Origin of the sequence: Janthinobacterium violaceinigrum, from assembly GCF_009208555.1 — a bacterium.
GTDB classification, from domain to species: domain Bacteria; phylum Pseudomonadota; class Gammaproteobacteria; order Burkholderiales; family Burkholderiaceae_D; genus Janthinobacterium; species Janthinobacterium violaceinigrum.
The window spans coordinates 1-26,236 of sequence record NZ_WFLI01000004.1 but is presented as its reverse complement, the minus strand read 5'-3'; the positions used below and the strand labels follow the sequence as shown (position 1 = coordinate 26,236).

Below are 26,236 nucleotides of genomic sequence, written 5' to 3'. Positions count from 1 at the left end.
CAGCTGCGGATACGAAAAACGGCGCCTTGTGCGCCGTTTTTTTCCTCATCCTGCCATCTGCACATGCGGCAGCACGGCAAACGATCCCGCCAGCGCCTGTTCGGCCTTGCTGGCCGGGATATTGAGTTCATTGACATCCAGGTAGATGCGCCCATCGAGGATGCGCACGGCGTACAGGCGCGCCATGCCCTGCACGGGCGCCACCAGGCGGCCCGAATCGAGCTCGATGATCCAGCTGTTCTTCGGGCCCATCAGGTTTTTCTCCATCAGCACCCCGTGCGCCAGCGGGCCGCCCAGGCAGGGCACCGTGTCGAGCAAGGCGTACACCGTATCATCCAGCGCGCGGAACAGCGCCACGCCCGGCAAGTCCTGCCACGCCAGGCCCCGCTGCACCATGCGCGCGCCGGCCAGCGGCATGTCCTTCAGGCGGCATATCATTTTCCATTGTTCTGGCATCGCGGACTCCCGTGAAAAAGGCACATGCCTGTCTAAGCAAGAGCGGTGCCAGTGCCGCTGCGGGCGCAGAACGGCCAAAATACGGGAAAAGACCCACCGCAGCGCACTGCGCGAGTGCACACTGCCGCCGAAATGGTGCGCCCGCCGCACGGTGGACTGCCCGGCTTTCCTTTACAATGGCGGATTACTCCTCCCTATTTAGCACCTTCATGATTGTTCTTGGCGTCGAATCCTCCTGTGACGAAACCGGCCTGGCCTTGTACGACACGCAACGCGGCCTGCTGTCGCACGCCCTCTATTCGCAAGTAGCCATGCACGAGCAATATGGCGGCGTGGTGCCGGAACTGGCGTCGCGCGACCATATCCGCCGCGCCATCCCGCTGCTCGATGAAACCCTTTCCAAGGCCGGCATCACCCTGCCCGAGATCGACGCCATCGCCTACACGCAGGGTCCCGGACTGGCCGGCGCGCTGCTGGTGGGGTCCTCCGTCGCCTGCAGCCTGGGCCTGGCCATCAACAAGCCCGTGCTGGGCATCCACCACCTGGAAGGCCATCTGCTGTCGCCGCTGCTGGCGTCGGAGCCGCCGGAATTTCCGTTCATCGCGCTGCTGGTATCGGGCGGCCACACGCAACTGATGCGCGTCGATGGCGTGGGCCAGTACACGATGCTGGGCGAAACCCTGGACGATGCGGCCGGCGAGGCATTCGACAAGTCGGCCAAGCTGCTGGGACTGGGCTATCCGGGCGGCCCCGCCATTTCGCGCCTGGCCGAATTCGGCGATCCGCTTGCCTACAAGCTGCCTCGCCCCATGCTGCACTCGAAGGATTTCAACTTCAGCTTTTCGGGGCTGAAGACGGCCGTGCTGACGGTCGTGAAGAACCATGAAGAAAAAGTCATCGCCAATATCTGCGAGCAGGACAAAGCGAACATCGCGCGCGGCTTCGTCGACGCCATCGTCGACGTGCTGACGGCCAAATGCGTGTCCGCCCTCAAGCACACGGGCTTGAAGCGCCTGGTGATCGCCGGCGGCGTGGGCGCCAACGCGCAATTGCGCGCCTCGCTCAACGCGGCGGCCGCCAAGAAACGCTTCAAAGTGTATTACCCGGAGCTGGAATTCTGTACCGATAACGGCGCCATGATCGCCTTTGCCGGCGCCATGCGCCTGCAGATCAACCCGCAGGCGGCCAAGCACGATTACTCGTTCAATGTGCGCCCGCGCTGGCCGCTGGACGAAATCCGCGAAGTCTGATCCCCGCCGCTCACTCCAGCAGGAAATTACGCGTGCCCGCCAGGGCCGCGCCCTCTTCCACCGTTTCATCCTTCAAGTCCACGCCCGACAGCTGCCGCCGGAACGCCTGCGCCAGCAGGTAGTGCAGCCGGTACGCGGCCGGCGCATACGCCAGGCCTTGCGGACGCACGTTCGAGATGCAGTTGCGGTGCTCGTCCAGCAAGCCTACTTTTGGCGCCCACGTCAGGTACAGGCCCAGGCTGTCGGGGGAACTCAGGCCCGGCCGCTCGCCGATCAGCACCAGCACGGCGCGCGCCTTCAGCAACGCCCCCACCTCGTCGCCCACCGCCACCCGCCCCTGCGCCACGATGTGCAGCGGCGACAGCGTCCACGCTTCCAGCGCCAGCCGTGCGCGCAAGGCGGCCAGGAACGGCGCCGCGTGGCGCTGCACGGCCAGCGCCGACAGGCCGTCGGCCGCCACCAGCGCCAGATCCACGCCCGTTACACCAACGGCCAGCCGTGCGCGCGAAGCGTCGTCGAGCCGGCGCCCCAGGTCGGGCCGCTGCAGGTAGACGGTGCGCGTGGCAGCGGCGCTGTGCAGCTGCACGCTGGCCAGCCCCTGTTCCGCCAGCGCCTGCGCCAGGGCCTCGCCGTCGAGCGCCAGGTGCACGGCGTCGCGCGCCTGCGCGTGGGCCAGCTGGAAGGCCAGCTGCGCGCGGGTGGGCACGCTCACGCCGCGGCGTCCCAGCGCGATGCGCGCCGCCGTATGCGTGCGCAGCGCGTGCCACGGCTTGTTCTCGTCCATGCATCCTCCCTAGTCGTCCAGGCGCAGCAGGGCCGCCTGGAAGGCGGGCGCCAGCGCCGTGTGCAACAGGCCCTGTGCATCCGTGATCTGCATGCGCGCCAGCCAGGCCTCGAATTCGGGCGCAGGACGCAGGCCCAGCACGCGGCGCGCATACAGGGCGTCGTGGAACGAGGTGCTCTGGTAGCCGAGCATGATGTCGTCCGCGCCCGGCACGCCCATGATGAAATTGCAGCCGGCCACGCCCAGCATAGTCAGCAAGGCGTCCATGTCATCCTGGTCCGCTTCCGCGTGGTTGGTGTAGCACACGTCGCAGCCCATGGGCAGCCCAAGCAGCTTGGCGCAGAAATGGTCTTCCAGTCCCGCGCGCAGGATCTGCTTGCCGTCGTACAGATACTCGGGGCCGATGAAGCCCACCACGGCATTGACCAGCAGCGGCTGGAACGCGCGCGCCACCGCATACGCGCGCGCCTCGCACGTCTGCTGGTCCATGCCGTGGTGGGCGCTCGCCGACAGCGCGCTGCCCTGGCCCGTCTCGAAATACATGACATTGCGACCCACCGTGCCGCGCCCCAGCGACAGGGCCGCCGCCCGCCCCTCGGCCAGCAGGGACAAATCGATGCCGAAGCTGCGGTTGGCCGCCTGCGTGCCCGCCACCGACTGGAACACCAGGTCGACGGGCGCGCCGCGGCGTATCGCTTCGAGCGTATTGGTGATGTGCGTGAGCACGCACGACTGCGTGGGAATCTGGTACTGGTCGATGACGGCGTCGAGCAGCTGCAGCAGTGCCACCACCTGCACCACATTGTCGGTGGCGGGATTGATGCCGATCACGGCGTCGCCGCTGCCCAGCAGCAGGCCATCGAGCATGGACGCGGCAATGCCCGTGGCGTCATCGGTGGGATGGTTCGGCTGCAGCCGCGTGGACAAGCGGCCCGCCAGGCCCAGGGTGTTGCGGAAGGCCGTGACGGCCTGGCATTTGCGGGCCACCAGCACCAAGTCCTGCAAGCGCATGATTTTTGAGACGGCCGCCGCCATCTCGGGCGTGATGCCGGCGGCGACCTCGGACAGCGTTTGCGTATCCGCTGCGTCGTCGAGCAGCCAGTCCCGGAAATCGCCCACGCACAGGTGCGAAAGGGACGCAAATGCGGCACGGTCATGCGAATCGATGATCAGGCGCGTGACTTCATCGTCTTCATACGGCACCAGCGCCTCATTGAGAAAGGTCAATAAGGGCACGTCCGCCAGCGCCAGCTGCGCCGCCACCCGCTCCCGCGCGCTGGCGGCCGCCACGCCCGCCAGCACATCGCCCGAACGCAGCGGCGTGGCCTTCGCCAGCAGCTCCTTCAGGCTGGCGAAGGCATAGGTATGGCCGTCTATCGTATGGCTGAAGCGGGGCATAGATTGAACTCCAATGCATCTCCAATGCCCCATTCTACGCCAGGCTACAGGCTGCGCAGCGCGCCTTCCACGGTCGGATAGCGGAAGACAAAGCCGTCTTCCGTCAGCCGGCGCGGGGCGACCCGCTGGCCTTCCACCAGCAAGTCGGCCTGCTCGCCCAGCAAGGCGCGCATCAGCCACGCCGGCGTGGGCATGAACGCGGGCCGGTGCAGCACGGCGCCCGCCACCCGGGCAAAGCGGCGCTGCTCGATGGCGTCCGGGGCGCAGAAGTTATACGCGCCGTTCACCGCATGGTCTTCGCTGCGGCGCGCCAGATGGGCAATGCCGCGGATGACGTCGCGCACATGCACCCACGTGACCCACTGCCTGCCGCTGCCCAGCGGACCGCCCACGCCGAAGCGTATCGGCAGCAGCATCTGCGGCAGCGAACCCTGGTGGCCGAAGACGAGGCCAAAGCGCATGCAGCCCACCTGCACGCCGTATCGTTCCGCCTGGCGCGCGGCCGCTTCCCATTCCTGGCACAGCTGCGACATGAAGATGGCTTGCGGCGCGCTGTCCTCCGTCAACGCCGTGGCATCGCCCTGCGGCTGCACGCCGTAGTAGCCGATGGCCGACGCCGACAGCAGCACCCTCGGCTTGTGCTGCGCGCGGGCGATCCACGCCACCAGGTCCTGCGTCAGCGCCACCCGGCTGCGGCGCAGGGCCGCCTTGCGCGCTGGCGTCCAGCGACGTCCGACGATGCGCGCGCCGGCCAGGTTGACCACCATGTCGATGCGCTGCGCGGCCGACAGCTCGTCCAGCGCCGCGATGCAGCGCACCTGGCCGTCGAAGGTCCATGCGGCCTGTTTCGGCTGGCGCGTCAGCACCGTCACCGCGTGGCCATCGGCCAGCAAGGCAGCCACCAGTTGCTGGCCGATGAAGCCCGTGGCGCCCGTCACCAGCACGGACTGCGGCGTGCTGGCAAAGCACAGCTGCTCCTCCTGCTCTGCCGTCTCCTGTGCCTGGCGCCGTCCCAGCTGCCACACGGCATACGCGTCGCGCAGGCCGGACAGGCCCACGCCCACGCCGCACAGGGCGAGAAAGACGCTGAGCCAGCCATACGGCTGCCACACGAGGGCCGTCGGCAAGCTGGCCCACTCGCTGCTGTTCAGGGCCAAGAGCGCGATGAAGGCGCCAGCGTTAATCGCCAGCACCGTGTGCGTGACCCGTTCCGTGGCGGGCAGGAGACGGGTCTGGTCTTCCACCACGAAATCCCACAGGGTCAGCACGATTTCCACGCCAAACACGATCACCAGTACCCAGGCCCAGGCGCCATGCCACTCCCAGGCGGCCAGGCCCACGAACAGCAGGCTGTAGATCAGGGCGCGCGTCGCATGGATCGTCAATTCGAGGCGCGCCGACGCCTTTTGCGGCAGCGCCTCCGTGATTTCATGGTGGTAGATGGTGTCGAAGGCGCCCAGGCAGCCTTGCGCCGCCATCAGTTGCAGGGCCAGCAGATGCGTATTCATGGTGTCTCCTTGTGACTTGCCGGCGCCGCGCTTTCGCGGAATACGCCGACCTGGGTAAACGTGGTGCCGAACAGCGCATGGCGGATCTCGATGCGGATGTTGAACTGCTGCGGCGTGTCGTTGCGGTGGCACAGATAGGTCTTGCCGGGCGTGAGCACGCCGGGCAGCGGCATCCGCCAGCCGAAAATATCCCAAAAATAGCCGTCGCTGGTGAAGTGCAGGTTGCCCTCCTCGACGTGGAGCAGCAGCTTCATGCCCAGGCCCATGCCCACGTATTCGAGCACTTCGCCTTTTGCGCTTTCCGCCATGTAGGAGGTGAAGCGGATCGGCGCGCGGCCATGCAGGCGGTAGGTGCGCTGCTTGTAGATGAAGGGGCAATCGGGGCGCGAATAGACTTCGATATCGACGGGGAAATCGTGATCGTCATGCGGAATCAGGGCGCCGTCGATGAAGGGACGCGTGAGCCAGCCCAGCACCTTGCCCAGGCGCGAGCTGGAAAGTTCGGTGAGTTCGCCCTGGTAGTACAGGGGCTGGCCCGGCGCGGGATTTTTCTCGAAGCGGCGGCGGATGTCCGGGTGCAGGGCGAGCCACTGCGCCCCCATCACCTTCCGGAACAGCTCTCCTTCGGACGGCCCGTTCACGACTTGCCCGGCTTTTTCGGTTTGGCCGGCTTGTCGTCCGGGCTGAGGAACTTGGCCACCTTGCCGCCCATCGACAGCATGCGCTGCAGGGTCGCCGGCGGCAGATTTTTATAGTCGCTGTAGGTGCTGCTCAGCATTTCCAGGAAGGCCAGCACTTCGCCCATGCGCGCCAGCGTTTCTGGCGGTATGGCCGCATCCTGTTCGCCCTCGATCGCGCACTCGCGCAGCACCGTCAGGGTCGGATCGATCTCGCGCCGCTTGCGCTCTTCCATGATGACCCTGAAGATTTCCCACACATCCTGCAAGGCGACGAAGTGGTCGCGCCGGTCCTTCAACACGTGCGTGATGCGGACCAGGCCCCAGCTTTGCAATTCCTTCAGGCTGTTGCTGACATTCGAGCGGGCCACGTTCAGGCTGGCCGCGATGTCTTCCGCCGTCAGCGGTGCATTTGCCAGGAACAGCAGCGCGTGGATCTGCGCCACCGTGCGGTTGACGCCCCAGCGGGTGCCCATTTCGCCCCAGTGGAGGATGTATTTTTGCGTGGTTGGACTCAGTTCCATGGTTTTCTCTTATTTCTGTCGTTACAGAAATGTAAGACGGAACGGAAACCGAGTCAAGCGCGATTCGTCAGGACTTTGCGGGCGGCTGCCCCATGGCGCGCAGGAACTTCTGCTGCGAAGCGTGCAGCTGGCCGTAACCGAGTTCGCGGTAGGCGAGCCCGTGGCGGGGCGCCAGCTCGGCCAGGATGCGCGCCAGCGCCGGGTAGTGGCGGTGGTTCCAGGTGGGGAACAGATGATGCGTGAGGTGCAGATTCAAGCCGCCGAGCCAGTAGCCGAGCCAGCGCAGCGCGCGCGGCTGCGGCGTCCAGTCGCAGGATGTGTAAAACGTGTGCTGGTACCAGTCGTGCGGCAAGGTGCCGTCCGCCCCCGGCTGGAAAAACTCCACCTCGGCCCAGTGCGTGCCCAGGATCAGCGCCACCAGCGCGCACGAGGCGATCATCTGGCCCACGAAATACGCGCCCAGCACCACGTTCCAGGCGATGCCGTGCTGCTGCAGCACCCACATGGGCAGCGCCAGCACCAGCGCCACGTGGCCCAGCTTCCAGCCCAGGAAGGACAGCCAGCCGCGCCAGCCCTGCAGGCGGCTGTGCGCGGCCACGGGCGTCTTGCCGAAGCGGTCCAGCCAGTCGCCATACCAGTTCAGGTAGGGCAGCGACAGGGCCGCCACCACGGGCCAGTACAGGTACTGGTAGCGGTACTGGGGCGACCAGCGTTGGTACGGCGTCTGGCGCAAAAACGGATTCGGTTCCGTGTCGAGGTCATAGCCCTCCACGTTCGCATACGTATGGTGGAAGTGCACGTGGCGGATGGTCCAGAAATCCGTGTCCACGCCCACGGGCAGGCCCACCAGGCGGATCAGCACGCGGTTCCAGGCTCCCTGGCGGAAGACGGCGCTGTGGGCCGCGTCGTGCAGGGTATTCATGGCCAGCGCCATGGCCGTGACCAGGCAGGCCACATAGCTGGCGACAAACGGCCAGGTGCTTTCGGCGTTCAGCGCCAGCGCATACAGCCCCACCGTCAGCGCGGCCAGGAAGAGGATCTTCGCATGCATGCGCAGGTCGCCGAAGCGGTGTTTTCCTTCGTCCGCCAGGTAGGCGTCGGCGCGCGCGCGCAATTCACGGCGAAAGGCGGACTCGCGGGCGGGCTGGAAGCGCAGCGGCGGCAGCGAAGGTACAGGCTGCGTCACGCGCGCGTCCCCGCCGCTGCGGGCCACCACAGGCGGCGCGCGCCATCGAGGCCATGCGCCAGCAGCGCGGCCAGGAAGACCATGCCCCACGCGTCGCGCGCGCCATACCAGCCCAGGAACAGCAGCGGCATCGCCACGGCGATGGCCACCCAGGCGATGGCGCCCCAGCGGCGTGCATCGGACAGGCCGCCCAGCGCCAGGGTGCCGCCAAAGATCAGCGCGAACAGGATGGCCTGCTGCGCGCCGGCCAGCGCCGCCTCGTGATTGACGTAATAGATCACCAGTCCAAACAGGATCACGCCGCCGATGCCGATGAACAGCTCGGGCACGTGGAAGGTGCCGCGCGACTGCCAGTGGGGAAAGCGCGCGCGCAGCCAGCCAAACAGCTTGCCGTTGCTGGCCAGCAGCGGGTTGTGCGTGGGTGTCATGCCCTTCACGCCATAGCGCATTTCCACGCCCTCGAGCTCGGGCTGGAAGCTGCCGAACAGCCTGTCCCACAGCAGCAGGGTGCCGCCGAAATTGCGGTTGATGTAGCGTTTGTCGGTGCCGTGATGCACGCGGTGGTGCGAGGGCGTGACCATGAAGCTATCGAGGATGCCGGACTTGTTCACCAGCGCATTGTGGTTGTAGAACTGCACCGTGTAATGCAGGGACGAGACGACGAGGAAGATTTCCAGCGGCACGCCCAGCACGGCCAGGATCGCGACAAACGGGAAATTCGTCAGCGACGAATACCAGGAATTGCGCACGCCCAGCGACAGGTTGAAATGCTCGCCCTGGTGGTGCACCACGTGCACGGCCCACAGCAGGGGGATTTTGTGATGCAGCCGGTGCATCCAGTAAAAGCACAAATCCCAGGCAAAGAAGGCAAAGATCCATTGCGCCGCCACGGGCCACTGGTCGACGATGTGCAGGTTCACATGGCGCAGCAGCAGGGCGAAAGCCGCCACTTCCACGCCGCGGAACACCCACATCAAGATATGCCCGGAATTGAGGTTGAAGATGACGTCCTTCCACGGCACGGGCGTCTTGCGCACCCATTTGAGGATCAGCAGTTCGGCCAGCACGAAGGCCAGCATGACAAGAAAAGAGAGGGCGAAGGGATTCATCATGATGCGGTTTCAGTAGAAATGGCGCGGCGCGCAGCCCAGAATACCTGCATTTTCGCCAGCATGCCGCCCGCCACGCCCACGGCCAGGCCGGCGGCCAGGTCGATGCTCACGTGCCGGCGCAGCGCGATGATGGCGTAGCAGATGCTGATCCCCAGCAGCGCGACCAGCGCGGAACGCAGCAGGTGGCGCCTGTCGCACAGGGCCCACACGCACAGCAATGTCAGGGCGCCGTGCAGCGACGGCAGGCAGTTTTGCGTGGAATCCGCCGCCTGCAGCATGCGCAGCGCCTGCGTGCTCCAGGCACTGCCCTCGCCCACGGGCGGATACGCGAGGGTGGTCGGGTACAGCAGGAAGACCACGCCGCAAGCCAGCGCGGAAAGCGCCATGGCGCGCGCCAGCCAGCGCACGCGGGCCGCATCGGCCGCCAGGTAGGCGTAGGGAATCAGGACGAAGAAGGACAGGTACAGCCAGATGGCGCCGTCGTTGTAGGCAATGGCGCGGTCGATGGCCGTTTCGGGCAGCAGCGCGCCCTGCCCTTGCAGCAGGTCGCTGGAAAAATACACGAGGCCGACGCTGCCCCAGCCGGCCAGCAGATGCAGCAGGCGGCTGCGTACGGTCATGGAAGTATCGTTCATGCGGTCGCCAGGCGCCGGATGCGGCGCCGTTTCATGGTGGGGTCAAAGGGGGGCAGTTCGCCGCTTACCGTCCAGGCCAGGCCGTCGACGGCCACGCCCAGCTCCCGCAGCACCGTTTCCAGATGCGCGCGCAGGGCGGCCAGGCCGGCGGCGTCCACGGCCGCATGCAGCTGCAAGGCGTTGGCGCCCGACTGCACCAGGCGGTAATCTGCGTCCGGCGGCAAGGCTTGCGCGAATGCGCGCGTCAGGACGTCTGCAAACACGGCGACGGGCGCGCCGCCGTTCGCCGAAGGCAAGGATGGCAAGAACAGCATGTCGTCGCAGCGCCCTTCGATGCCGGCGATGGCGCGCGTGGCGCGGCCGCACGGGCATGGCGTGTCACGCGCAATCAGGATGTCGTCGAGGCGGTAGCGCACGATGGGCTGCGTGATACGCGTGAAGTCCGTAATCACGGGCACGAAGCGGCGCTGCTCCGCATCGAGCCACTGCGGTTCGATGTGCACGTATTCCTCGTTCAGGTGCAGCACGCCATGCTCGCAGCTGCTGGCGAGGAAACCTTCGGTGGCCTGGTAGATTTCATGCACGGCGCCAAACGCCTGCACGATCAGCGCGCGGTCCTGGGCTTCCAGCACTTCGGCCACCGAGATGACTTTTTTCGGCGCCAGCGCCAGGCTGCCATCGATCACGCGCAAGGCCAGCTGACGCAGCACCTGGGCCGGCGCAACGATGACGGAAGGTTGATAGTGCGCCAGCCGCGCGCACAGGCTGTCGAACGGTTCGAACAGGTCGTAGAAGGCAAACGTCAGCCACGGCGAGCGCACGGCCGTGTACAGATTGCTGTTCGCGCGCAGGAACAGCGCCACCTTTTCGCCGGAAAACAGGCCATCGGGCAGCGCCTTGGCCAGCATCACGCCCGCCCATTGCGCTTTTTCGCGGGGGCTGACGGTAAACACGGCGCGCCGCGACGACGTGCCCGACGACAGGCCCACGGTGATGTCGCCCACGGCCGGCGTGAAGTCGCGGCTGTGCTCGGCCGCCATGGCCGCGTCCATCGCCTGCGCCAACGTCACCCCCTCGGTGTTCATGGCGTCGAAATGCTCGAGCATCAGCGCCTTGTTCATGGTCGGCCACTGCGCCAGCGGCAGACCGCGGAATGGGGCAAAGTAGCTGCTGCGCGCGCACAGCACGTCGAGGAAGCGCGCCAGCTGCTTGTGCTGGTAGGCGCCCAGCTGCGCGCGGCTTGTGAACCGCAGGCGGCGCGTGCGCCAGTACGACAGCAACAGCCAGACGATACGCTTCACGGGCGGCCCGCCACAGGAACATAGTCCGCCGTGTCTTCATGCGTGATGCGGATGTGCGCATTGCCCGAGCGGTGCAGCTGGTGCAGGCGGTTCAGGGTCGCATAGTACGGCGCGCGCTTGTGCTGGATGAGGAACGACAGTTCGGACGGCCCGCGCAGCTGCTGGAAGCTTTCCGGCACCCAGGCCGCGTCCGACGCCAGCAAGGTCCAGCCGCTCTCCTGCAGCACGAAGGCGCCCAGATGGCCGATGGCGTGGCCGGGCAGGTCGACGATGTAAATCTCACCCGTGCCGCTGACGTCGCGCCCGTGCGTGAATGGCAGCAGGGCGGCCGGCAAGGCCGTCTCGGGCACGCTTTCCACGAAAGCCAGGCGGTCGGCGATGTCGTTGGGCAGCAGCTCGGGCACGAAGGCCTGGCGCACGGCAGCCACGCCGGACAGGCTGCGCACGGCGTCCCAGCCCGTTTGGGAAGCCATCAGCCGCGCGCCGGGGAAGTCGCGCAGGCCGGCGATATGGTCGGCGTGGAAGTGCGACAGCAGCAAGGTGTGGATGTCGCCGGGCGCCACGCCATGCGCGCGCAGCTGGCCCTGCAAAGACTCGTTCTCGTCGAAGGAAATCGGCGTCACCCACGCATACATGCGGTACACGCCTTTCGACGTGGCGGCGCGGAAGTGCTCGGCGTAACCCGTGTCCCACAGGTACAGGCCCGCGCGCGTTTCGATCAGGTAAGCGCGCGACGGGAAGCAGCGGCTGGCCAGCCCGCTGCCTTTCAAGACCATGCAGGACGGGTGGGTGCAGTGGCCGACGCGAAACGCGGTAATGCTAGCCATTGCGCTCCTTGCCCACCTTGTGCGCCGCCGCCTCCTGGCGCATCCACTGCGCCGTCAGCGCAATGCCTTCCTGCAGGCTGACGATGGGACGGTAGCCCAGCACCTTGCGCGCCTTGGCGTTATCGAGCGTCATGTCGAAACTGAGCGCGCCGATGCTGTAGGGCGTGAGCGACGGCTCGCGCCGCGTGAAGCGCGAGGCGAACTGCATCAGGCGGGCAGCCAGCGCCAGCACGCGGTAAGGCACGCTGACGATCTCGAACGGCTGCTGCAGATGCTCGCAAAACAGCGCGCGCAAGATGTCGCACAGACGCGCCGGTTCGCCGTTCGTGATGTTGAAGGCGGCGCCTGAAGCGATGGTCTTGTGCACGGTGGCCAGCCACATCGCATGCACGACATTGTCGACATAGGTGACGTCGATGGTGACCGCGCCGCCCCTGGGCAGGGGCAGCTTGCCGCCGCGCTCCTGCAGCACGCGCGCCAGGCGCGGGATCAGGACCTGGTCGTGCGGGCCGAAGATGGCGCGCGGACGCAGAATCACGCAGGTCATGCCGCGATGGCGGTCCACCGCCTCCTGCACCAGCTTTTCCGCCATCGCCTTGGAGCGCGCATACGCGTTGACGAAAGCGTCGGGACGGAAGGTTTCCGGCACTTCGTAGCGGTTGCGGTAATCGAAATACATGGCCGGCGTGGAGATGTGCACGAAGCGCGCCACATGCTGGCTGGCGGCCGCGCGCAGCAGCTGGCCCGTGGCCGTGACGTTGGCGGCGATGAAGTCGCGCTCGGGGCCCCACGGCGAGGACAGCGCGGCGCAGTGCCAGACGGTGTCCATGCCGCGCACCAGCTCGTCGACCTGGCGCGGCGACGCTTGCGCCAGGTCGAGCGCGACGAATTGCGCGCCCATGCGTTCCAGTTCACGGCCCACGGCGGCGTTGCGGCCCGTGGCGCGCACTTCCACGCCCTGCGCCAGCAGGGTGCGCACGGCATTGCGCCCCAAGCCCCCCGTCGCTCCCGTGACCAGTATCCGCCTCATCGCACTGCCCTCATAAATCGACGATCATGCCGCCGATGGTCAGGCCTGCGGCCGTGCCCATCATCAGCAAACGCTGGCCCGCCACGGCCCGCCCCGTCATCACCGCCTCATGCAGGGCGGTGGGCAAGGAGGCAGCCACCTGGTTGCCGTGCGTTTCAAAGATCTTGATGATTTTAGCATCGGGGACGTCGAGGATGCGCGCCGCATGCGCGAGGCCCAGCGGGCTGGCCTGGTGCGGCACGACCACGTCGACTTTTTCCAGGCCCGCGCCCGATTCCTGCATTAATTCCGCGAGGAAATCCGGCATCACCTTGACGGCCAGGCGGAACACGGCCTTGCCATCCATGCGGAACAGGTAGTCGCCCGGTTCGCAGCCGTTGCGCGGGTTGCGCTCGGTGCCGCCGCCGCGGATTTCGCAGTAACGCCGCCCTTCCGGATACGTGCCCATCTTGTAGGCGCGAATGCCGGCGCTGCCGTCGCCCCGCTCGACGATGACGGCGGCGGCGCCGTCGCCAAAGATCATCGACGCTTCCGGCTCGCTCCAGTCGACCCCGCGCGAAGCGAGGTCGGACGAGACGATGGCGATGCGCCGGTAGGCGCCGCCCGCCAGCATGGACGCGGCCACGCGGAAGGCGGCCATGAAACTGAGGCAGCTGGCGTTGACGTCGAAGCTTTGCGTGCCTGGCGGCAAGCCGGCGTGTTCGGCCACGAAGCAGGCCGTGTTCGGCAACGCTTGCTCGGGCACGCCGCAGGCGCAGATCAGCAAGTCGATGTCGGCCGGACGCAGGCTGGCATTCTTCAGCGCGTCGAGCAGGGCGGCGGCGCCCAGCTGGCTCTGCGACTCGTCGGGCGCGGCGACAAAGCGCGACAGCACGCCGCTCTTGCGCAAGGTATAGCCGGCCGGGTGGCCCAATGTCAGGTCCAGGCTCTCGGAGGTAACGCTGTGCGACGGCACGGCTTTGCCCGTCGCGATCAGGCGAACTGGAATCATGTCAGCCTTAAAAAAGTAAAGTAAATACGGTTGATGTAGGGTCTATGCGCTAATCGCGTGCCAGCGGCGGCAAATCGACGCCGCAGTTCTTGCAGAAATTGGCATCGTCATCGAGCCCTTCTTTCAGGCACGTGGGGCAGGTGCGCGTGGTGACCAGCTTGGAACTGCGCTGTACCGTCATTTCCGCGCTGATAATGCCGGTAGGCACTGCCAGGATGCCCCAGCCCAGCAGCATCATCAGGGAAGCGATGGTACGCCCGATGTCCGTGCGCGGCGTGATATCGCCGAAACCCACGGTGGTCATGGTGCTGATGGCCCAGTATATCGACGTGGGGATGCTGCTGTAGCCATTTTCCGGCCCTTCCACGACATACATCACAGTACCCAACAGAAAGACCACCATCATGACGAAAGACAAGAAAATGAGAATCTTGCGCCGGCTGGCCAGCAAAGCCCGTCCCAGCACCGTGTATTCATGCACATAGGACGTGAGCTTGAGGATACGGAACATGCGCAGCAAACGCAGAATACGCACGTCGATCAGCACGTGGGCGCCTGGCAGCAGCAAGCCGATGTAGGTGGGCACGATGGCCAGCAAATCGATAATGCCGAAAAAACTCTTGGCGTAACGCACCGGATGCTGCAGGCAGGACAGGCGGGCGAAATACTCGATGGTAAATAAAATGGTGAAAAACCATTCCAGCGCCGTCAGCCAGGCGCCGTAGCGCTCGGCCACGGAAGCGACACTGCTGAGCACGACCACCGTCACGCTGACCAGGATGGCGGCGATCAGCGCCAGATCGAAGGCGCGGCCCGTGCGCGTTTCCGCCTCGAAAATGACGGTGTACACCTGCTCGCGCCAGCCCCGTTCGGGCTTGCCAAATTTCTGCTGCGTTTCCTGCGCCGCCAGCTGCTGCGGCGTCAGGGGCGCCGCTCCGCTCTTCGTCGCGGCTTTCATGTGGGTAATGTGCTCATATACTATTATTGTATAGATAATTTACAAAGCACGGCGACACGCACGGTTGCGCTACAGTTTTCGCTACGACAGCTTTTTCGCCAGCAGCACGGCATTGCGCCGGTCGCGCTCGGCCTGCACGATGTCCGTCGTGCGCGCTTCGCTCAAACCCACGGTGTGCAGCACGGTGGCCGTCAGCTGCAGCGCCGACTCCAGCGCCTCGGGCACGACCAGGGTGGCGCCCGCCTGTATCAGGGCCACCGCATGGGCCTCGTCGCGGGCCCGCGCATACACGGGCAGCTGCGGATACTCGCGGCGGATCGATTTCACGGCATGCAGCACGGACGCCGCATGGTCCATCGTCAGCACCACGGCGGCAGCCCGGTCCGCATTGACCTTTTGCAGCAGTTCCGCGCGCGAGGCATCGCCGAAATACACGGGGAAGCCGCGCGGATGCAGGGTCGTCACCAGGCGCGCATCATTTTCAATCGCCACATACGCGATATCCTGTTCCGTCAGCACCTTGGCCAGCAGCTGCCCCACCCGGCCGAAACCGGCGATGATGACGGTGCTGCCCTGCGGCGGCAGCGCGCCGTGCGCCAGGTCGGCCAGCTGATGGTGGTGGCGCTGTTCCCACCAGTTGCCGAAAGCGCGCGCCGCCTTGGCCAGCGCCGGCGTGGCAAACAGGCTCAGGCCCACCACCAGCATGACGAACTGCGCCACCTGCGGGCCGATCAGTTTTGTGCCCAGCGCATAGGCGACGACGATGAAGGCGAATTCGCCGCCCTGCCCCAGCAGCACGCCCGTTTCCACGGCGCGCCCCCAGTGAAAGCCGCCCAGGCGGAAAATCACGCCGATGACCAGGGTTTTCACCGCAAACAGGCTCAGCACGGCCAAAGGAATCAGGATCGGCGACTTGAGGATTTCGCGCACGTCGATCTGCATGCCCACGGACATGAAGAACAGGCCCATCAGCAAGCCCTTGAAGGGCTCGATCGTCACTTCCACTTCATGGCGGAATTCCGTTTCCGCCAGCAGCAGGCCGGCCAGCAAGGCGCCCAGCGCCATCGACAGGCCCGCCAGGTACGTCAAGCCCGCGATGCCCAGGGTGCTGAGCAGGGTCAAGGCCATGAACACGTCGGGCTGGCGTTTCTTGACGAAAAACTGGAACAGGGGGCGGATAACCCGGCGTCCCAGCAGATAGATCAGCAGGATGGCGCCCGCCGATTTCACGGCGGCAAAGCTGAGCAGATACGCGAGGTCGTCGCTGCGCCCGCTGGCGAACACATCGATCAGGATGAACAGCGGCACCACCATCAGGTCCTGGAACATCAAAATGGAAAAGCCCGCCTGGCCGGCCGGCGTCTGCAGTGAGCGCTGGTCCGTGAGCAACTGCATCACGACGGCTGTGGACGACAGCGACAACACCAGGCCCAGCACGATGGACGCTTCCAGCGACAAGCCGAAGTAATACGCGACGCCGCCGATCAGGCAAGCGCTGACGGCCACCTGCCCCACGCCCGCGCCGAATACCCAGCGCCGCAGCGCCCACAGCCGTTCCGTCGACAGTTCCAGGCCGATCATGAACATCAAAAACATCACGCCCAGCTCGGCCAGGCCGCTGACCTGCTCGGCACGCACGAACGAAAAATACGTGAGCCACGTGTAGTCGCCGGCCCACAGGCCGAAACCGAACGGGCCGAACAGGGCGCCCACGGCCAGGAAACCGAGGACCTGGTTGACTTTCAGGCGTTGCAATAAGGGAATAAAAATCCCGGCCAGGGCAAGAAACAGCAGGGTTTCCCGCAAATACGGTAAGGCGTGTTGCTCTTCCAAAATAATCCTAACTAAATATCATTCATGCTGAATTGGTCGTGTCGCCTGCGCGGCCATGGCGAAGTAAGTGCACACACGATATTTTGCCACAAGGCAATAAATTCGCTACGGGCGCGCCCCTTGCGGCGGTGCCAGCATGTCCGCGCGGGGGCGGTCCCAGCCCGGCACGTAGGCGGGACACGGCCGGTTGCGGAACTGCTGCAGTTCGACGGTCGTAAAATTGGGCAGCATGCCGGGATTGAAACGCACGTCCGTCAGCTTGTCCGCATTCAACCTGGGCATGCGGGCAAAGCGGAACCAGGCGTCGGCATAGCAATTGTCTTCCTGCAGCGCGCGCAAGGCGGCCAGGCTGCCCGCCGCCTGGGCCGACACGGCGATGCCGGGCGCCAGCTGCTGTTCCCGCTTGCCCGTTTCCGCCAGCCCCGCCGGGCAAGCGGCGGGCGCCAGCGCATCCGGCAGCAGGCTCAAGGTGCCGCGCCGCAGGGTGTACACGTCCGTCTTGCTGTCGAGCGAGACATAGATCCAGCACAAGGGGTTGCTGGGGAAGGCCGTCATCGCCACGTCCCACACGCGCGTGCCGGGATCGAGGCGCTGCACGGCCGCCTCGATGCGGGCACGGCCGAGGGCCGAGGCCACGCCCTGCGTGCCGATAAACGTGGCGGCCAGCGCGAAGGCCAGCAGCAGCGGTCCCCGCCCCCGCTCGCCGGCCCGTCCCTGCAGCACGGCCAGGATCGCGCCCAGCCCCAGCAGGATGACCAGCGAAGCGGGCGCCAGATAGGTTTGATAGGTAAAGAAACACAGGGCCGCCGCCAATCCCGCCAGCAGCACGCTTTTGACGATGCCGTAGCGCAAGGACATGATCACGGGCACACCCAGCAACACCCAGAACATGGGCTCGACAATGAAGACCATGTCGCCATACAGCCAGCGGCTGTCAAACGGATAGAACGGGTGCAAGCCATAGGAATTGAGGAAATCCATGCCCATGTGCAAGCAGAATCCCAGCAGCAGACAGGCTGCCAGGCCGATGCGGGCGGGCACGCTGTCCTTCAGCAACCGGCGCGCGCCGGGCCACAGCAGCCATAGCAGGGCCAGCAGCAACAGCGCCTGCGGCAAGGCCAGCAGCAAGGTATGCGTATGCCCGCGGTGGTGCAGCATGTAGCCGAACGGACGCGGCAGCAGCTTGGTCAGCACCAGGTCCAGGTCGGGCGCATTGCTGGCAAACCAGGCCGTAAAGAGAAACAGCGCGCGCCGGGTGCGCTGGGCGGGGACCTGCGGCTCGGGCGGCAGGCTGCGGTGTACCAGTTCGCCGACCCCGAGGCCGATGACCGAATGCGTAATATTATCCATCGGGCAATTTTACAGGATGGCCGCCCCCGCGTGCTCGTGCGCTACCGCAGTTACAGTTTCTCCAGCTGCTCGCCGCGCATGCCCACCAGCAAGGCACGGCCATCGGGCAGGACGCGGAACTCGCCATAGCGGGCCTTTTCCCAGCGCGCCGCCTCGCCTTCCTTGAAGAACCAGGCGTCGCTGACCAGCACCCAGCGCCCATCTTTCGGCGTCAGTTCGAGCAGGAATTCGCCGGGCGCCAGCGCCTCTTTGGTGTACGGGCGCAGCAGTTCCGCCACGCCGCGCGCATCGCGCATGGCCACCACGAGGGGCCGGCCAGGCGCCTGCTCCACGCTGGCCAGAGTAGACAGGACACCCAGGTTGACGAAATTGAGGCGCATGTAGTCGCCCTGCATCAGCGAGCGGGGATCGACGGGTTCCAGCGCCACGAAGATGGATTCCCCCTTGGCAATCAGCTGCTCTTTTTGCCAGATGCCGCCATTGGCGACCAGCAACACCAGCAGCAAGCCGCCCAGCACGCCCACGCGCACGGCGCGGCTTTCGGCCAGCGCGGCGGCCGGCTTGCTTTCCACCAGGTGCAATACCTTGCCCCGCGTGGCCAGCCACGACAGCACGCACAGCAGCGCACCGGCCATGGCCAGCAGCGCCGCCTTGCTGGCCAGCGGCCAGGCCAGCTGATAATAAAAGCTGCCGAGTATCCACGCCGCCGCCAGCGCGGCCGCCACGGCCACGCGCGAGCGCCCGCTCGTCAGGCAATACGCGAGGATCAGCAGCACGGGCCCCAGCGCCGGCATGAACCACGCCAGCACGATCAGCACCAGCGCCACGCCGATGGCGGGCAACTGGCGCAGCGCCGGCCAGCGCCACCCCGTCCAGGCGGCGGCCGCCGTGGCCAGCACGAGCGACACCCCGTTCAGCGCCTGCGCATACCAGGCGCCGCCCTGGTGCCGGGTCGCTTCGCGCGCCAGCTCGCCGGTTATGCCGCCGCCCACGACACCGCCCAGCATGAAAGTCATGCCGGACCAGAAGACCAGCCCCAGCAAGATTGCCACTACCCAGCCCGTCGACAGCGATTCCAGGAAGGCGGCGATGGGCGCGCCGCGGCCATCGTTGAACGCCTGCTTTTGCAGCCAGTGGGCGCCCAGCCAGAAGGCCAGGGCCAGCATCCAGGCCAGATACAGTTGCGTGGGGTCGTTCTCGAAAATCCAGTCGCGCGTGCTATCGACGATGCCCAGTCCCAGCAAGCCGCAGGCGACCAGCCCCAGCAGCACGCGCAGCCAGTCGCGCGGCAGGGAGGCGGCCACCACCAGGCACGCCAGGCACATCAGCAGCGAGGCCGTCTGCGTGGCATAGTCGCGGAACAGGGCATAGCCAAGCAAGCCGCCCCCCACCAGCAAACAGGGCACGGCCAGCTGCTCGACGAACAGGGCCACGCCGCGCATGCGGATCACCAGCACGGCCGCCACCAGCACGATGGCCGCCACCACATACGCGCCGGGACCGTGGCGCACCACGCTTTCCAGGCCCACGCCCAGCGCCACGACCAGGGGAATGGCCGCCAGCCAGGCGCCAAACGCCGTCATCAGCACCAGCGGCCAGGGCCGCACATCCTGCACGGGCCGGGCGGCGCCGGGCGGCAGCAGGCCGGCGCGCGTGGCGTCGTCGATCAGGGTAGCGAGCGCATCGGCGCGGTTCACGCTGTTCATGCGGCCTCCTTGCGCGAGCGCCACAGGATGCCTTGCACGGTCAGCGCCAGCAGCACGGCCGCAAACAAGCCCAGCATCAACAGCCTGCCCACGCCATCGCCATTGCCGCCGCCATTGAACAGCACGTGCGTCAGCCCTCCCACCAGCAGGGTGTTGAGGCCCAGCGCGACGGCGCTCAGGCCGAACACGTCAAAGAACTGGCGTTTGGCCAGCAGCACGCTGGCGACGGCCAGCAAGCCCAGCCCGGCCCAGTACGGCGATGCGATATGGCTGCCGAACAGGGCGCTGACGGCCGTGCCCGTGATGAGAATGGTGGCCAGCACCAGGCCCAGGCGCAAGGCCCAGTTGCCCGCGCCCGTCCAGCGCGCCAGCAGGGGCGAGACGAAGGCACAGCCAGCCAGCACGACCAGCCAGCCGCTGACGAAAATGCCGATGTCTTCCGACTCGATGCGCCAGCTGTGGCGCGCCTGCGCCTGCATCCACAGGGCGGCGGCCGTGGCCAGCACCAGCATCCACGGCGTCCACAGCACGTCGCTGCGCGCTGCCAGGCACAGGGGCAGCGCCAGCACGGCCCACAGGGCGAACAACTGCCACGGGTCGGCGCCCGTCTGGTACGTCTGGCCGAAATACGCGAACAGGCCGCCGATGGCCAGCAAGGCCAGCAGCAGCAAGGGCACGCGCGCCTTGGGCACGGCGAACGCGCCCACGCAGACGGCGGCAAACACGCCTTGCAGCAGGGCAAAGCGGCCCATGCGGCCCAGCTCTTCCCAGTTGGCGGCGACCCAGCAAATCAAGCCCATGCCCAGCAGCGCGGCGCCCAGCACGGCCACGCCGCGGGGCAGCCAGTAGGCCAGGCGGGCAGGTTCGCGCTGGAAGCCGGCCACTTCCTGCAACTGCCGGGTTTGTTGGGCATCGAGCGCATTGTCCGAGGCGAGCTGGTACACGGCGAGGCGTAAATCCATCGTCTGCTTTCTGTTGATTTTTAGTTTTTAAATAGGGAAAGAAAGCGTCAGCGCTCGACGCTCACGCCGCGCCAGAAGGCGACATGGCCGGCAATTTGCTTGGCGGCATCCTTGGGGTGGGGGTAATACCAGGCCGCGTTGGCATTCGTCTGGCCATCGACGACGACGTCGTAATAGCTGGCCGTGCCCTTCCAGGGGCAGACGGTGGTATGGCTGCTGGGACGCAGGTAGTCCTGCGTCACGGCCGCCAAAGGAAAATACACATTGTTTTCAACGACTTGCACCTGCGCATCGGTGGCTTGCGCAATGACGGCGCCATTCCAGCTGGCTGTTGGCATTTGACTATCCTCCTTCTGCGCCGAGTGTAGCGCAAAAAGTCTGCCATGGCGCGCGCCATTGGCGCCCCGTTCAAGCGCCGCTGATGATCTGGCGCAAGGCTTGCTCAAACACTTCGGGCGGCTGGCCGCCGGAAATCAGGTGGCGCTCGTTGATGATGACGGCGGGCACCGAGTTGATGCCGTTCTGCTGGTAGAACTGTTCCTGCGCGCGCACTTCGTCCGCGTAGGCGCCGGACGCCAGCACCGCGGCCGCCTTCGCGCCATCGAGCCCCACCTTGCCGGCCGCAGCCAGCAGCACCTCGTGCGAGGATGGATCCTGGCCCTGCGTGAAATACGCATCGAACAGGGCCATCTTGAGTGCTTTCTGGCGCCCTTCCAGCCCGGCCCAGTGCAGCAGACGGTGCGCGTCAAACGTGTTGTAGATGCGGCCCCGCTTGTCCATGGCAAAGGTAAAGCCCAGGCCTTCGCCGCGCGCGCGGATCGCTTCGCGCGACTGCGCCATCTGTTCTTCGGTGGAACCGTATTTGCGGGCGATGTGTTCGCCGATGTCCTCGCCTTCGGCCGGCATGTTCGCATTCAGTTCGAAGGGCTGGAAGTGGATGTCGGCCTGGACGGTGTCTTGCAGCTTGTCCAGCGCCTGCTCCAGCGACTTGAGGCCGATCACGCACCAGGGGCAGGAAACGTCGGAAACGAAATCGATACGGATGGGGGTGGGTGTGGCGGGAGTGGAACTCATGGTGGGCAGCCTTTGCGCGAGTCGGTGGCGGCCGCACCGCGCGGCGCCGCAAGCACAGCATATGCGTGCGGGCCGCCGGAAATCAAGCGCTTACTTCTTCTTGACGGGCGCCTTGGCCCCATCCTTCTTGCCGCCGATCTTGCTTTCCTTGCCAGAGAGCAGGTTGGCGATATTCTGGCTGTGGCGGTAGGCCAGCAGCACGCTCATGACGATCACGGCCAGCAGGATGGGATCGACGCCGAACAGCAAGCCATAGTAGAACGGCGCGAACAGGGCCGCCACCAGCGCTGCCAGCGAGGAATAGCGGAACGCATAGGCGATGATCAGCCAGGTCGCCAGGGTCGCCAGGCCCAGCCATGGATTGATACCGAGCAACACCCCGAGGGCCGTGGCCACGCCCTTGCCGCCCACGAAGCGGAAGAACACGGGCCACAAATGGCCGAGGAAGACGGCGATGGCGACCAGGGCCACGGCCGTGTCGCCCACGCCCAGCACCGCGGCAAAATGGTCGGCCAGGAACACGGCCAGCCAGCCCTTGGCGCCGTCGCCCAGCAGGGTCATGATGGCGGCGCCCTTGTTACCGCTGCGCAGCACGTTGGTGGCGCCCGGATTTTTCGAGCCATAGGTGCGCGGATCGGCAATGCCGTAGACCTTGCTCATCACCACGGCAAACGATATCGAGCCGAGCAAGTAAGCGGCCACTGTCATTGCCACGGTTGTAATTACTGGATTCATTTCTTCCCTTTATTGTGTTTATTGCACCAGCATCGAGGCTGGCGCAGCAGAATATACACCAGCGCCCGGCCCACGGACAGGGCGGACCCGGCTTTCTTGCTCTCTTAATCCTGCAAGGCGCACTGCACCGGCTTGGCGTGCAACAATTCGACAAGCACCTGCGGCGCCAGCGAGACGAGAAAACCGCGCCGTCCGCCATTGATATAGATACGTGGCAATTCCAGAATCGACGCTTCCACGTACACGGGCATGGCCTTCTTCGTGCCGAAGGGCGAGGTGCCGCCGATCAGGTAGCCGGAATGGCGCTGCGCCACCTCGGGCTTGCACGGCTCGACGGACTTACAGCCGATCGAGCGCGCCAGGTTCTTGGTCGACACCTTGCAATCGCCATGCATGAGCACGATCATCGGCTTGGCCGCCTCGTCCTGCATCACCAGGGTCTTGACCACAGAATGTTCGGGCACGTTCAATTCGCGCGCCGAGACGCTGGTGCCGCCATGCTCCTCGTACGGATATGGGTGTTCTTCAAAGGAAACTTGATGCTTGCGCAGCAACTGCGTCGCCTGGGTTTCGGAAATATGCTCTTTTTTAGCCATGCGTGATACGCTGATCGTTCAGTGAGGAGTGCTAATTATGCAGCAAGAAATCCGCTTTGCCACATTCAATGTCTGCAACCTGGCCCCGGCCGGGGAAAAACTGTATGACAACCTGGAACCGCTGAGCCCCGCGCAATACGAGGCCAAGGCGGAGTGGACGGCGCGGCAGATCGACCTGCTCGACGCCGATGTGATCGGTTTCCAGGAGATTTTCTCGCAGGCAGCCCTGCGCGACGTGCTGTCGCGCACGCGCCATTACCGCGAAGCCACCCTGGCCAGCTACGATGCAAGCGATGCGGCCGGACGCATGCTGCCCACGGTGGCGCTCGTGTCGCGGCTGCCGCTGGCCGGCGCCGGCGTTGCCTGGGCGAATTTTCCAGCCGGCGTGAGCGTGGCCGCCGACCAGCATACTGCCGATGAACAAGCCTGCCGCTTCGCCCGCGCGCCCCTGTACGTACAGGTGCTCTTGCCTGGAGGACAACTCACGGACGTGGTGGTGGTGCACCTGAAATCGCGCCGGCCCGACTACCGCCATGGCGACGGCAGCGATGCGGCCGCCTATGCGCTGGCCAACCTGCGTTCGCTGCAGCGGCGCGGCGCGGAAGCCGTGGCCCTGCGCGTGCTGGCAAGCGAATTGGGCCGCAGCGGCCGTCCCCGCATCGTGCTGGGCGATTTCAACGACATCGCCAATGCCGTCACCACGTCCATCGTCATGGGGGCGGGCGCGCCATGCGAGCCGGGCATGGAAATGCGCGAGCGCCTGTACGACGCCAACGCCATCCAGCTGCGCCAGGATGCGGCGCGCCACGGGGGCTACACGAATATCCACGACAGCAACTACATGACGATCGACCACATCCTCGTATCCGAGCATTTCCACCCCGCCTCGCCGCGCGCCATCGGCGTGGTGCAGGAAGTCCATTGCCTGAACGACCATTTGCTGCTGGGCCTGCCGCATGCGTCCGACCATGGCCAGGTGCTGGCGCGCATCAAGTTGCTGGGCAATATCGATTGATGTAATCGCTATTGCAACAGCATCGCCAGCGCGCTGCCCTCGACTTGCGCGCTGGCATAGCGTCCCTGGTATTGCTGGCAACCCTGCGCCCGCAGATAGGCCAGCTGCTGCGCCGTTTCCACCCCTTCGGCAATCACCAGCAGTTGCAGCTCGCGCCCCATGGCGATGATGGTGGCGGCGACCGCCGCGTCGGACTCGCCTGCCCCGCCCTCGGCCGCCGCGGGCAGGAATGAAGGATCGATCTTGAGTGTATCCACCGGGTAATGACGCAGATTGGCCAGGCGCGAATAGCCGGTGCCGAAGTCGTCGATGGCCAGCCTGGCGCCCAGCGCGCGCAGCTGCGCCAGCACGCCGGCCAGGCGCGCGCCGCCCTTCATCAGCAGGGACTCCGTCACTTCCAGTTCCAGGCTGGCGGCGGGCAACCCCGATACGGCCAGTGCTTCTTGCACGCTGTGCAATAAATTATTGTGCAGGCATTGCGCCTGCGACAGATTCACGGACACGCGCCAGGCCTGGCCCGCATCGTTCCAGGCACGCGCGCGCAGGCAGGCGTGGCGCAGCACCCAGTTGCCTATCGACACCATCAAGCCACACTCCTCGGCCACGGCGATGAAGCGCTCGGGCGGCAGCACGCCCAGTTGCGGGTGGCGCCAGCGCAACAGCGCTTCGGCGCCCACGATCTGCCCGCTGGCGACGTCGAGCGCGGGCTCGAATTCCAGCACGAATTCATCGCGGCCCAGCGCCGCGCGCAAGCCCTGCTCGAAGCTGGCCCGCTCGACGATCTGCGCATTCATCTCGGCATTGAAAAACTGAAAATTATTGCGTCCGCTTTCCTTGGCGTGGTACATGGCGATGTCGGCGTTGTGCACGAGGGTGTCGATGCTGTCGCCATCGCTGGGAAAGATGGCCACGCCGATCGAGGTGGACACATGCAATTCGTATTCGCCCAGCTGGTACACCTGCGTCACGGCATGCAGCAGGCTGGACGCCACATGCGCCACCTGGTCGATGCCGCCCACCTCGGCCAGGATGATGACGAACTCGTCGCCGCCATGCCGGCTGACGGTGTCGACGCCGCGCACGCAGCGCACGAGGCGCCGCGCCACTTCCTTGAGCAGCAGGTCGCCCACGTGGTGGCCCATGCTGTCATTGATGTACTTGAAATGGTCGAGGTCGAGGTACAGGATGGCCAGCATGCTCAGCTTGCGCCGCGCGGCGGCCAGCGCCAGCGACAAGCGGTCCAGCAGCAGCACCCGGTTCGGCAGGTCGGTGAGGAAATCGTGCTCGGCCAGGTGGCGCGTGTGCTCCTCGTTTTTCTTGCGCTCGCTGATATCGCTGAGGATGGCCAGGTAATTGCTCAATTGCCCCTGCGGGTCGCGGATGGCCGTCAGCGACAGCCAGGCCGGATAGCGCCCGCCCGCCTTGCGCTGGCCCACGATATCGCCTTGCCAATAGCCGTTGGCATCGACTTCGTCCCACACGTGCTCGAAAAACGCCGGCGCATCGGGCTCCACGCCGTGCAGCACGAAGGCCTTGCCCAGCATGTCGTCCGGGCTGTAGCCGCTGATTTCGCTGTACGCGGGATTCATGCTGACCACCAGTTGCTGCGGGTCCAGCACCACGATGGCCTCGCGCGCATGTTCGACCACCTGCGCCGACAGGTACAGCGCTTGCTCGGCCAGTTTGCGCGAGGAAATATCGCGGATCACCGCGTAAAACAGATAGGTGTGGTCGAGCGTGACGGAGGTGAGCAGCACTTCGCCCCAGAACAGCTGGCCCGCGCACGTCTGATAGCGCCAGTCGTGGCGCCAGTTGCCGTGGTCGTGGGCCTGGGCCGCCAGCTGCGTGCCGCGCAGCGAGGACAATTCGCCGTCGGGCTGGCGCAGGGGCGAAAAATCGCTGAGGCGGCGCCCCAGCAGGCGTTGCCGGTCTTCACATTGAAACAGGGCAATAGCGGCCGGGTTGGCGTCGGCGATATGCTCGTCGCGCAGCAGCACGATGGCGTCGGCGGACTTGTCGTACAACTGGCGGAAATTATCGCCCATCAACAGCAAGGCGCCCTGCGCGGCCCCCTCCTGGCCGCTGGCCGTGATGTCGGCATCGATGCAGACCACTTGCCGCACGCGGCCGGACTGGATGACAGGAAACACGGTGGAACAGATGCAGCGCGGCGCGGCGCCATCGGCGTCCAGCTTCCACAGGCGCGCGCTGCGCGCCTTGCCGCTTTCCCACACGGCCGCCAGTTCGCCGGAAAAATCCGCCAGGGCGGCGGCGTCGGGCAGCGAGGCGGCCACCCTGGCCCACGGCTGGCCCAGCGCCAGCTCGGCC

Annotated in this window: 25 protein-coding genes; 2 read left to right on the top strand and 23 right to left on the bottom strand. The window is 66.0% G+C overall.

Features of this window, described 5'->3' with window-relative positions; genetic code table 11:
* Nucleotides 1-45: 45 nt before the first annotated feature.
* On the bottom strand, nt 46-456 hold the full coding sequence (locus GCN75_RS04430) for a Rieske (2Fe-2S) protein (RefSeq protein WP_152256674.1): 411 nt from the start codon (nt 454-456) through the stop codon (nt 46-48).
* 209 nt (nt 457-665) lie between these two features.
* Here GCN75_RS04430 and tsaD point away from each other — a divergent pair, with 209 nt between their 5' ends.
* On the top strand, nt 666-1,706 hold the full coding sequence (tsaD, locus tag GCN75_RS04425) for a tRNA (adenosine(37)-N6)-threonylcarbamoyltransferase complex transferase subunit TsaD (protein WP_152281547.1): 1,041 nt from the start codon (nt 666-668) through the stop codon (nt 1,704-1,706).
* 10 nt (nt 1,707-1,716) lie between these two features.
* Here the strand turns inward: tsaD and eutC are convergent, their stop codons facing one another.
* The 21 genes from eutC to ybaK all read right to left on the bottom strand — a co-directional run bounded on the left by eutC (nt 1,717) and on the right by ybaK (nt 22,893).
* Nucleotides 1,717-2,490, bottom strand: coding sequence for an ethanolamine ammonia-lyase subunit EutC (gene eutC, locus GCN75_RS04420; RefSeq protein ID WP_152281546.1), 774 nt, complete (start codon nt 2,488-2,490; stop codon nt 1,717-1,719).
* A gap of 9 nt (nt 2,491-2,499) precedes the next feature.
* Nucleotides 2,500-3,888, bottom strand: a complete 1,389-nt coding sequence (locus GCN75_RS04415) for an ethanolamine ammonia-lyase subunit EutB (protein WP_152281545.1) — start codon at nt 3,886-3,888, stop codon at nt 2,500-2,502.
* Between the two features lie 44 nt (nt 3,889-3,932).
* Nucleotides 3,933-5,396 (bottom strand): TIGR01777 family oxidoreductase, encoded by a 1,464-nt coding sequence (locus GCN75_RS04410; RefSeq protein ID WP_152281544.1) that lies wholly within the window; start codon nt 5,394-5,396, stop codon nt 3,933-3,935.
* Nucleotides 5,393-5,998, bottom strand: coding sequence for a DUF4166 domain-containing protein (locus GCN75_RS04405; RefSeq protein WP_152281700.1), 606 nt, complete (start codon nt 5,996-5,998; stop codon nt 5,393-5,395). Before GCN75_RS04405 ends, GCN75_RS04410 begins: the two co-directional genes overlap by 4 nt.
* A 35-nt stretch (nt 5,999-6,033) precedes the next feature.
* On the bottom strand, nt 6,034-6,597 hold the full coding sequence (locus GCN75_RS04400) for a GbsR/MarR family transcriptional regulator (RefSeq protein WP_152281543.1): 564 nt from the start codon (nt 6,595-6,597) through the stop codon (nt 6,034-6,036).
* A gap of 67 nt (nt 6,598-6,664) precedes the next feature.
* Nucleotides 6,665-7,783, bottom strand: a complete 1,119-nt coding sequence (locus tag GCN75_RS04395) for a fatty acid desaturase family protein (protein WP_226941097.1) — start codon at nt 7,781-7,783, stop codon at nt 6,665-6,667.
* On the bottom strand, nt 7,780-8,895 hold the full coding sequence (locus GCN75_RS04390; protein WP_152281541.1) for a sterol desaturase family protein: 1,116 nt from the start codon (nt 8,893-8,895) through the stop codon (nt 7,780-7,782). The genes GCN75_RS04395 and GCN75_RS04390 overlap by 4 nt, the downstream gene beginning before the upstream one ends.
* Entirely contained in the window at nt 8,892-9,530 is a 639-nt protein-coding gene (locus GCN75_RS04385; RefSeq protein ID WP_152281540.1) for a phosphatase PAP2 family protein, read from the bottom strand. The genes GCN75_RS04390 and GCN75_RS04385 overlap by 4 nt, the downstream gene beginning before the upstream one ends.
* Nucleotides 9,527-10,831 (bottom strand): F390 synthetase-related protein, encoded by a 1,305-nt coding sequence (locus GCN75_RS04380; protein WP_152281539.1) that lies wholly within the window; start codon nt 10,829-10,831, stop codon nt 9,527-9,529. The genes GCN75_RS04385 and GCN75_RS04380 overlap by 4 nt, the downstream gene beginning before the upstream one ends.
* Nucleotides 10,828-11,658 carry an MBL fold metallo-hydrolase gene (locus tag GCN75_RS04375; protein ID WP_152281538.1) on the bottom strand — a complete coding sequence of 277 codons (831 nt, stop codon included), beginning with the start codon at nt 11,656-11,658 and terminating at the stop codon, nt 10,828-10,830. Before GCN75_RS04375 ends, GCN75_RS04380 begins: the two co-directional genes overlap by 4 nt.
* Nucleotides 11,651-12,688, bottom strand: coding sequence for an NAD-dependent epimerase/dehydratase family protein (locus GCN75_RS04370; RefSeq protein WP_152281537.1), 1,038 nt, complete (start codon nt 12,686-12,688; stop codon nt 11,651-11,653). The genes GCN75_RS04375 and GCN75_RS04370 overlap by 8 nt, the downstream gene beginning before the upstream one ends.
* Before the next feature lie 10 nt (nt 12,689-12,698).
* Complete coding sequence (locus GCN75_RS04365; protein ID WP_152256662.1) at nt 12,699-13,679, bottom strand: 3-oxoacyl-[acyl-carrier-protein] synthase III C-terminal domain-containing protein; 981 nt, start codon at nt 13,677-13,679, stop codon at nt 12,699-12,701.
* A gap of 49 nt (nt 13,680-13,728) precedes the next feature.
* Complete coding sequence (locus GCN75_RS04360; RefSeq protein WP_152281536.1) at nt 13,729-14,637, bottom strand: ion transporter; 909 nt, start codon at nt 14,635-14,637, stop codon at nt 13,729-13,731.
* Between the two features lie 81 nt (nt 14,638-14,718).
* Nucleotides 14,719-16,470 carry a cation:proton antiporter domain-containing protein gene (locus tag GCN75_RS04355; protein WP_152281535.1) on the bottom strand — a complete coding sequence of 584 codons (1,752 nt, stop codon included), beginning with the start codon at nt 16,468-16,470 and terminating at the stop codon, nt 14,719-14,721.
* A 105-nt stretch (nt 16,471-16,575) separates the two neighbouring features.
* Nucleotides 16,576-17,820: a metal-dependent hydrolase gene (locus tag GCN75_RS04350; protein WP_152281534.1), complete on the bottom strand. Its 1,245-nt coding sequence runs from the start codon at nt 17,818-17,820 to the stop codon at nt 16,576-16,578.
* Nucleotides 17,821-17,870: 50 nt separating this feature from the next.
* Nucleotides 17,871-19,526 (bottom strand): GDYXXLXY domain-containing protein, encoded by a 1,656-nt coding sequence (locus tag GCN75_RS04345; RefSeq protein WP_152281533.1) that lies wholly within the window; start codon nt 19,524-19,526, stop codon nt 17,871-17,873.
* Nucleotides 19,523-20,488: a DUF2157 domain-containing protein gene (locus GCN75_RS04340; protein WP_152281532.1), complete on the bottom strand. Its 966-nt coding sequence runs from the start codon at nt 20,486-20,488 to the stop codon at nt 19,523-19,525. The genes GCN75_RS04345 and GCN75_RS04340 overlap by 4 nt, the downstream gene beginning before the upstream one ends.
* A gap of 47 nt (nt 20,489-20,535) precedes the next feature.
* The gene (locus GCN75_RS04335) at nt 20,536-20,826 is read right to left on the bottom strand and encodes a DUF427 domain-containing protein (RefSeq protein WP_152281531.1); all 291 of its coding nucleotides are present in this window, start codon (nt 20,824-20,826) and stop codon (nt 20,536-20,538) included.
* A 70-nt stretch (nt 20,827-20,896) separates the two neighbouring features.
* Nucleotides 20,897-21,562, bottom strand: coding sequence for a DsbA family oxidoreductase (locus tag GCN75_RS04330; RefSeq protein WP_152281530.1), 666 nt, complete (start codon nt 21,560-21,562; stop codon nt 20,897-20,899).
* A gap of 90 nt (nt 21,563-21,652) precedes the next feature.
* On the bottom strand, nt 21,653-22,297 hold the full coding sequence (gene plsY, locus GCN75_RS04325; RefSeq protein ID WP_226941095.1) for a glycerol-3-phosphate 1-O-acyltransferase PlsY: 645 nt from the start codon (nt 22,295-22,297) through the stop codon (nt 21,653-21,655).
* 104 nt (nt 22,298-22,401) lie between these two features.
* On the bottom strand, nt 22,402-22,893 hold the full coding sequence (gene ybaK / locus GCN75_RS04320; RefSeq protein WP_152281529.1) for a Cys-tRNA(Pro) deacylase: 492 nt from the start codon (nt 22,891-22,893) through the stop codon (nt 22,402-22,404).
* A gap of 37 nt (nt 22,894-22,930) precedes the next feature.
* Between ybaK and GCN75_RS04315 the strand changes: the two genes are divergently transcribed.
* Nucleotides 22,931-23,908, top strand: a complete 978-nt coding sequence (locus GCN75_RS04315) for an endonuclease/exonuclease/phosphatase family protein (RefSeq protein WP_152281528.1) — start codon at nt 22,931-22,933, stop codon at nt 23,906-23,908.
* Between the two features lie 8 nt (nt 23,909-23,916).
* On the opposite strand, the gene GCN75_RS04310 is transcribed toward GCN75_RS04315, so the two are convergent.
* Nucleotides 23,917-26,236 (bottom strand): putative bifunctional diguanylate cyclase/phosphodiesterase (locus GCN75_RS04310; protein ID WP_226941093.1); only part of this gene is annotated, 2,320 nt, incomplete at its 5' end.

Excerpts from the sequence above, each read along its gene's own strand:
- GCN75_RS04360 (WP_152281536.1), bottom strand. The coding sequence starts at position 14,637 with ATGAAAGCCGCGACGAAGAGCGGAGCGGCGCCCCTGACGCCGCAGCAG.
- ybaK (WP_152281529.1), bottom strand. The coding sequence starts at position 22,893 with ATGGCTAAAAAAGAGCATATTTCCGAAACCCAGGCGACGCAGTTGCTG.
- GCN75_RS04350 (WP_152281534.1), bottom strand. The coding sequence starts at position 17,820 with ATGGATAATATTACGCATTCGGTCATCGGCCTCGGGGTCGGCGAACTG.
- GCN75_RS04330 (WP_152281530.1), bottom strand. The coding sequence starts at position 21,562 with ATGAGTTCCACTCCCGCCACACCCACCCCCATCCGTATCGATTTCGTT.
- GCN75_RS04335 (WP_152281531.1), bottom strand. The coding sequence starts at position 20,826 with ATGCCAACAGCCAGCTGGAATGGCGCCGTCATTGCGCAAGCCACCGAT.
- tsaD (WP_152281547.1), top strand. The coding sequence starts at position 666 with ATGATTGTTCTTGGCGTCGAATCCTCCTGTGACGAAACCGGCCTGGCC.
- GCN75_RS04315 (WP_152281528.1), top strand. The coding sequence starts at position 22,931 with ATGCAGCAAGAAATCCGCTTTGCCACATTCAATGTCTGCAACCTGGCC.
- GCN75_RS04390 (WP_152281541.1), bottom strand. The coding sequence starts at position 8,895 with ATGATGAATCCCTTCGCCCTCTCTTTTCTTGTCATGCTGGCCTTCGTG.
- GCN75_RS04365 (WP_152256662.1), bottom strand. The coding sequence starts at position 13,679 with ATGATTCCAGTTCGCCTGATCGCGACGGGCAAAGCCGTGCCGTCGCAC.
- GCN75_RS04410 (WP_152281544.1), bottom strand. The coding sequence starts at position 5,396 with ATGAATACGCATCTGCTGGCCCTGCAACTGATGGCGGCGCAAGGCTGC.
- GCN75_RS04375 (WP_152281538.1), bottom strand. The coding sequence starts at position 11,658 with ATGGCTAGCATTACCGCGTTTCGCGTCGGCCACTGCACCCACCCGTCC.
- GCN75_RS04385 (WP_152281540.1), bottom strand. The coding sequence starts at position 9,530 with ATGAACGATACTTCCATGACCGTACGCAGCCGCCTGCTGCATCTGCTG.
- plsY (WP_226941095.1), bottom strand. The coding sequence starts at position 22,297 with ATGAATCCAGTAATTACAACCGTGGCAATGACAGTGGCCGCTTACTTG.
- GCN75_RS04430 (WP_152256674.1), bottom strand. The coding sequence starts at position 456 with ATGCCAGAACAATGGAAAATGATATGCCGCCTGAAGGACATGCCGCTG.
- GCN75_RS04370 (WP_152281537.1), bottom strand. The coding sequence starts at position 12,688 with ATGAGGCGGATACTGGTCACGGGAGCGACGGGGGGCTTGGGGCGCAAT.
- GCN75_RS04340 (WP_152281532.1), bottom strand. The coding sequence starts at position 20,488 with ATGGATTTACGCCTCGCCGTGTACCAGCTCGCCTCGGACAATGCGCTC.
- GCN75_RS04415 (WP_152281545.1), bottom strand. The coding sequence starts at position 3,888 with ATGCCCCGCTTCAGCCATACGATAGACGGCCATACCTATGCCTTCGCC.
- eutC (WP_152281546.1), bottom strand. The coding sequence starts at position 2,490 with ATGGACGAGAACAAGCCGTGGCACGCGCTGCGCACGCATACGGCGGCG.
- GCN75_RS04405 (WP_152281700.1), bottom strand. The coding sequence starts at position 5,998 with ATGGGGGCGCAGTGGCTCGCCCTGCACCCGGACATCCGCCGCCGCTTC.
- GCN75_RS04345 (WP_152281533.1), bottom strand. The coding sequence starts at position 19,526 with ATGAACAGCGTGAACCGCGCCGATGCGCTCGCTACCCTGATCGACGAC.
- GCN75_RS04400 (WP_152281543.1), bottom strand. The coding sequence starts at position 6,597 with ATGGAACTGAGTCCAACCACGCAAAAATACATCCTCCACTGGGGCGAA.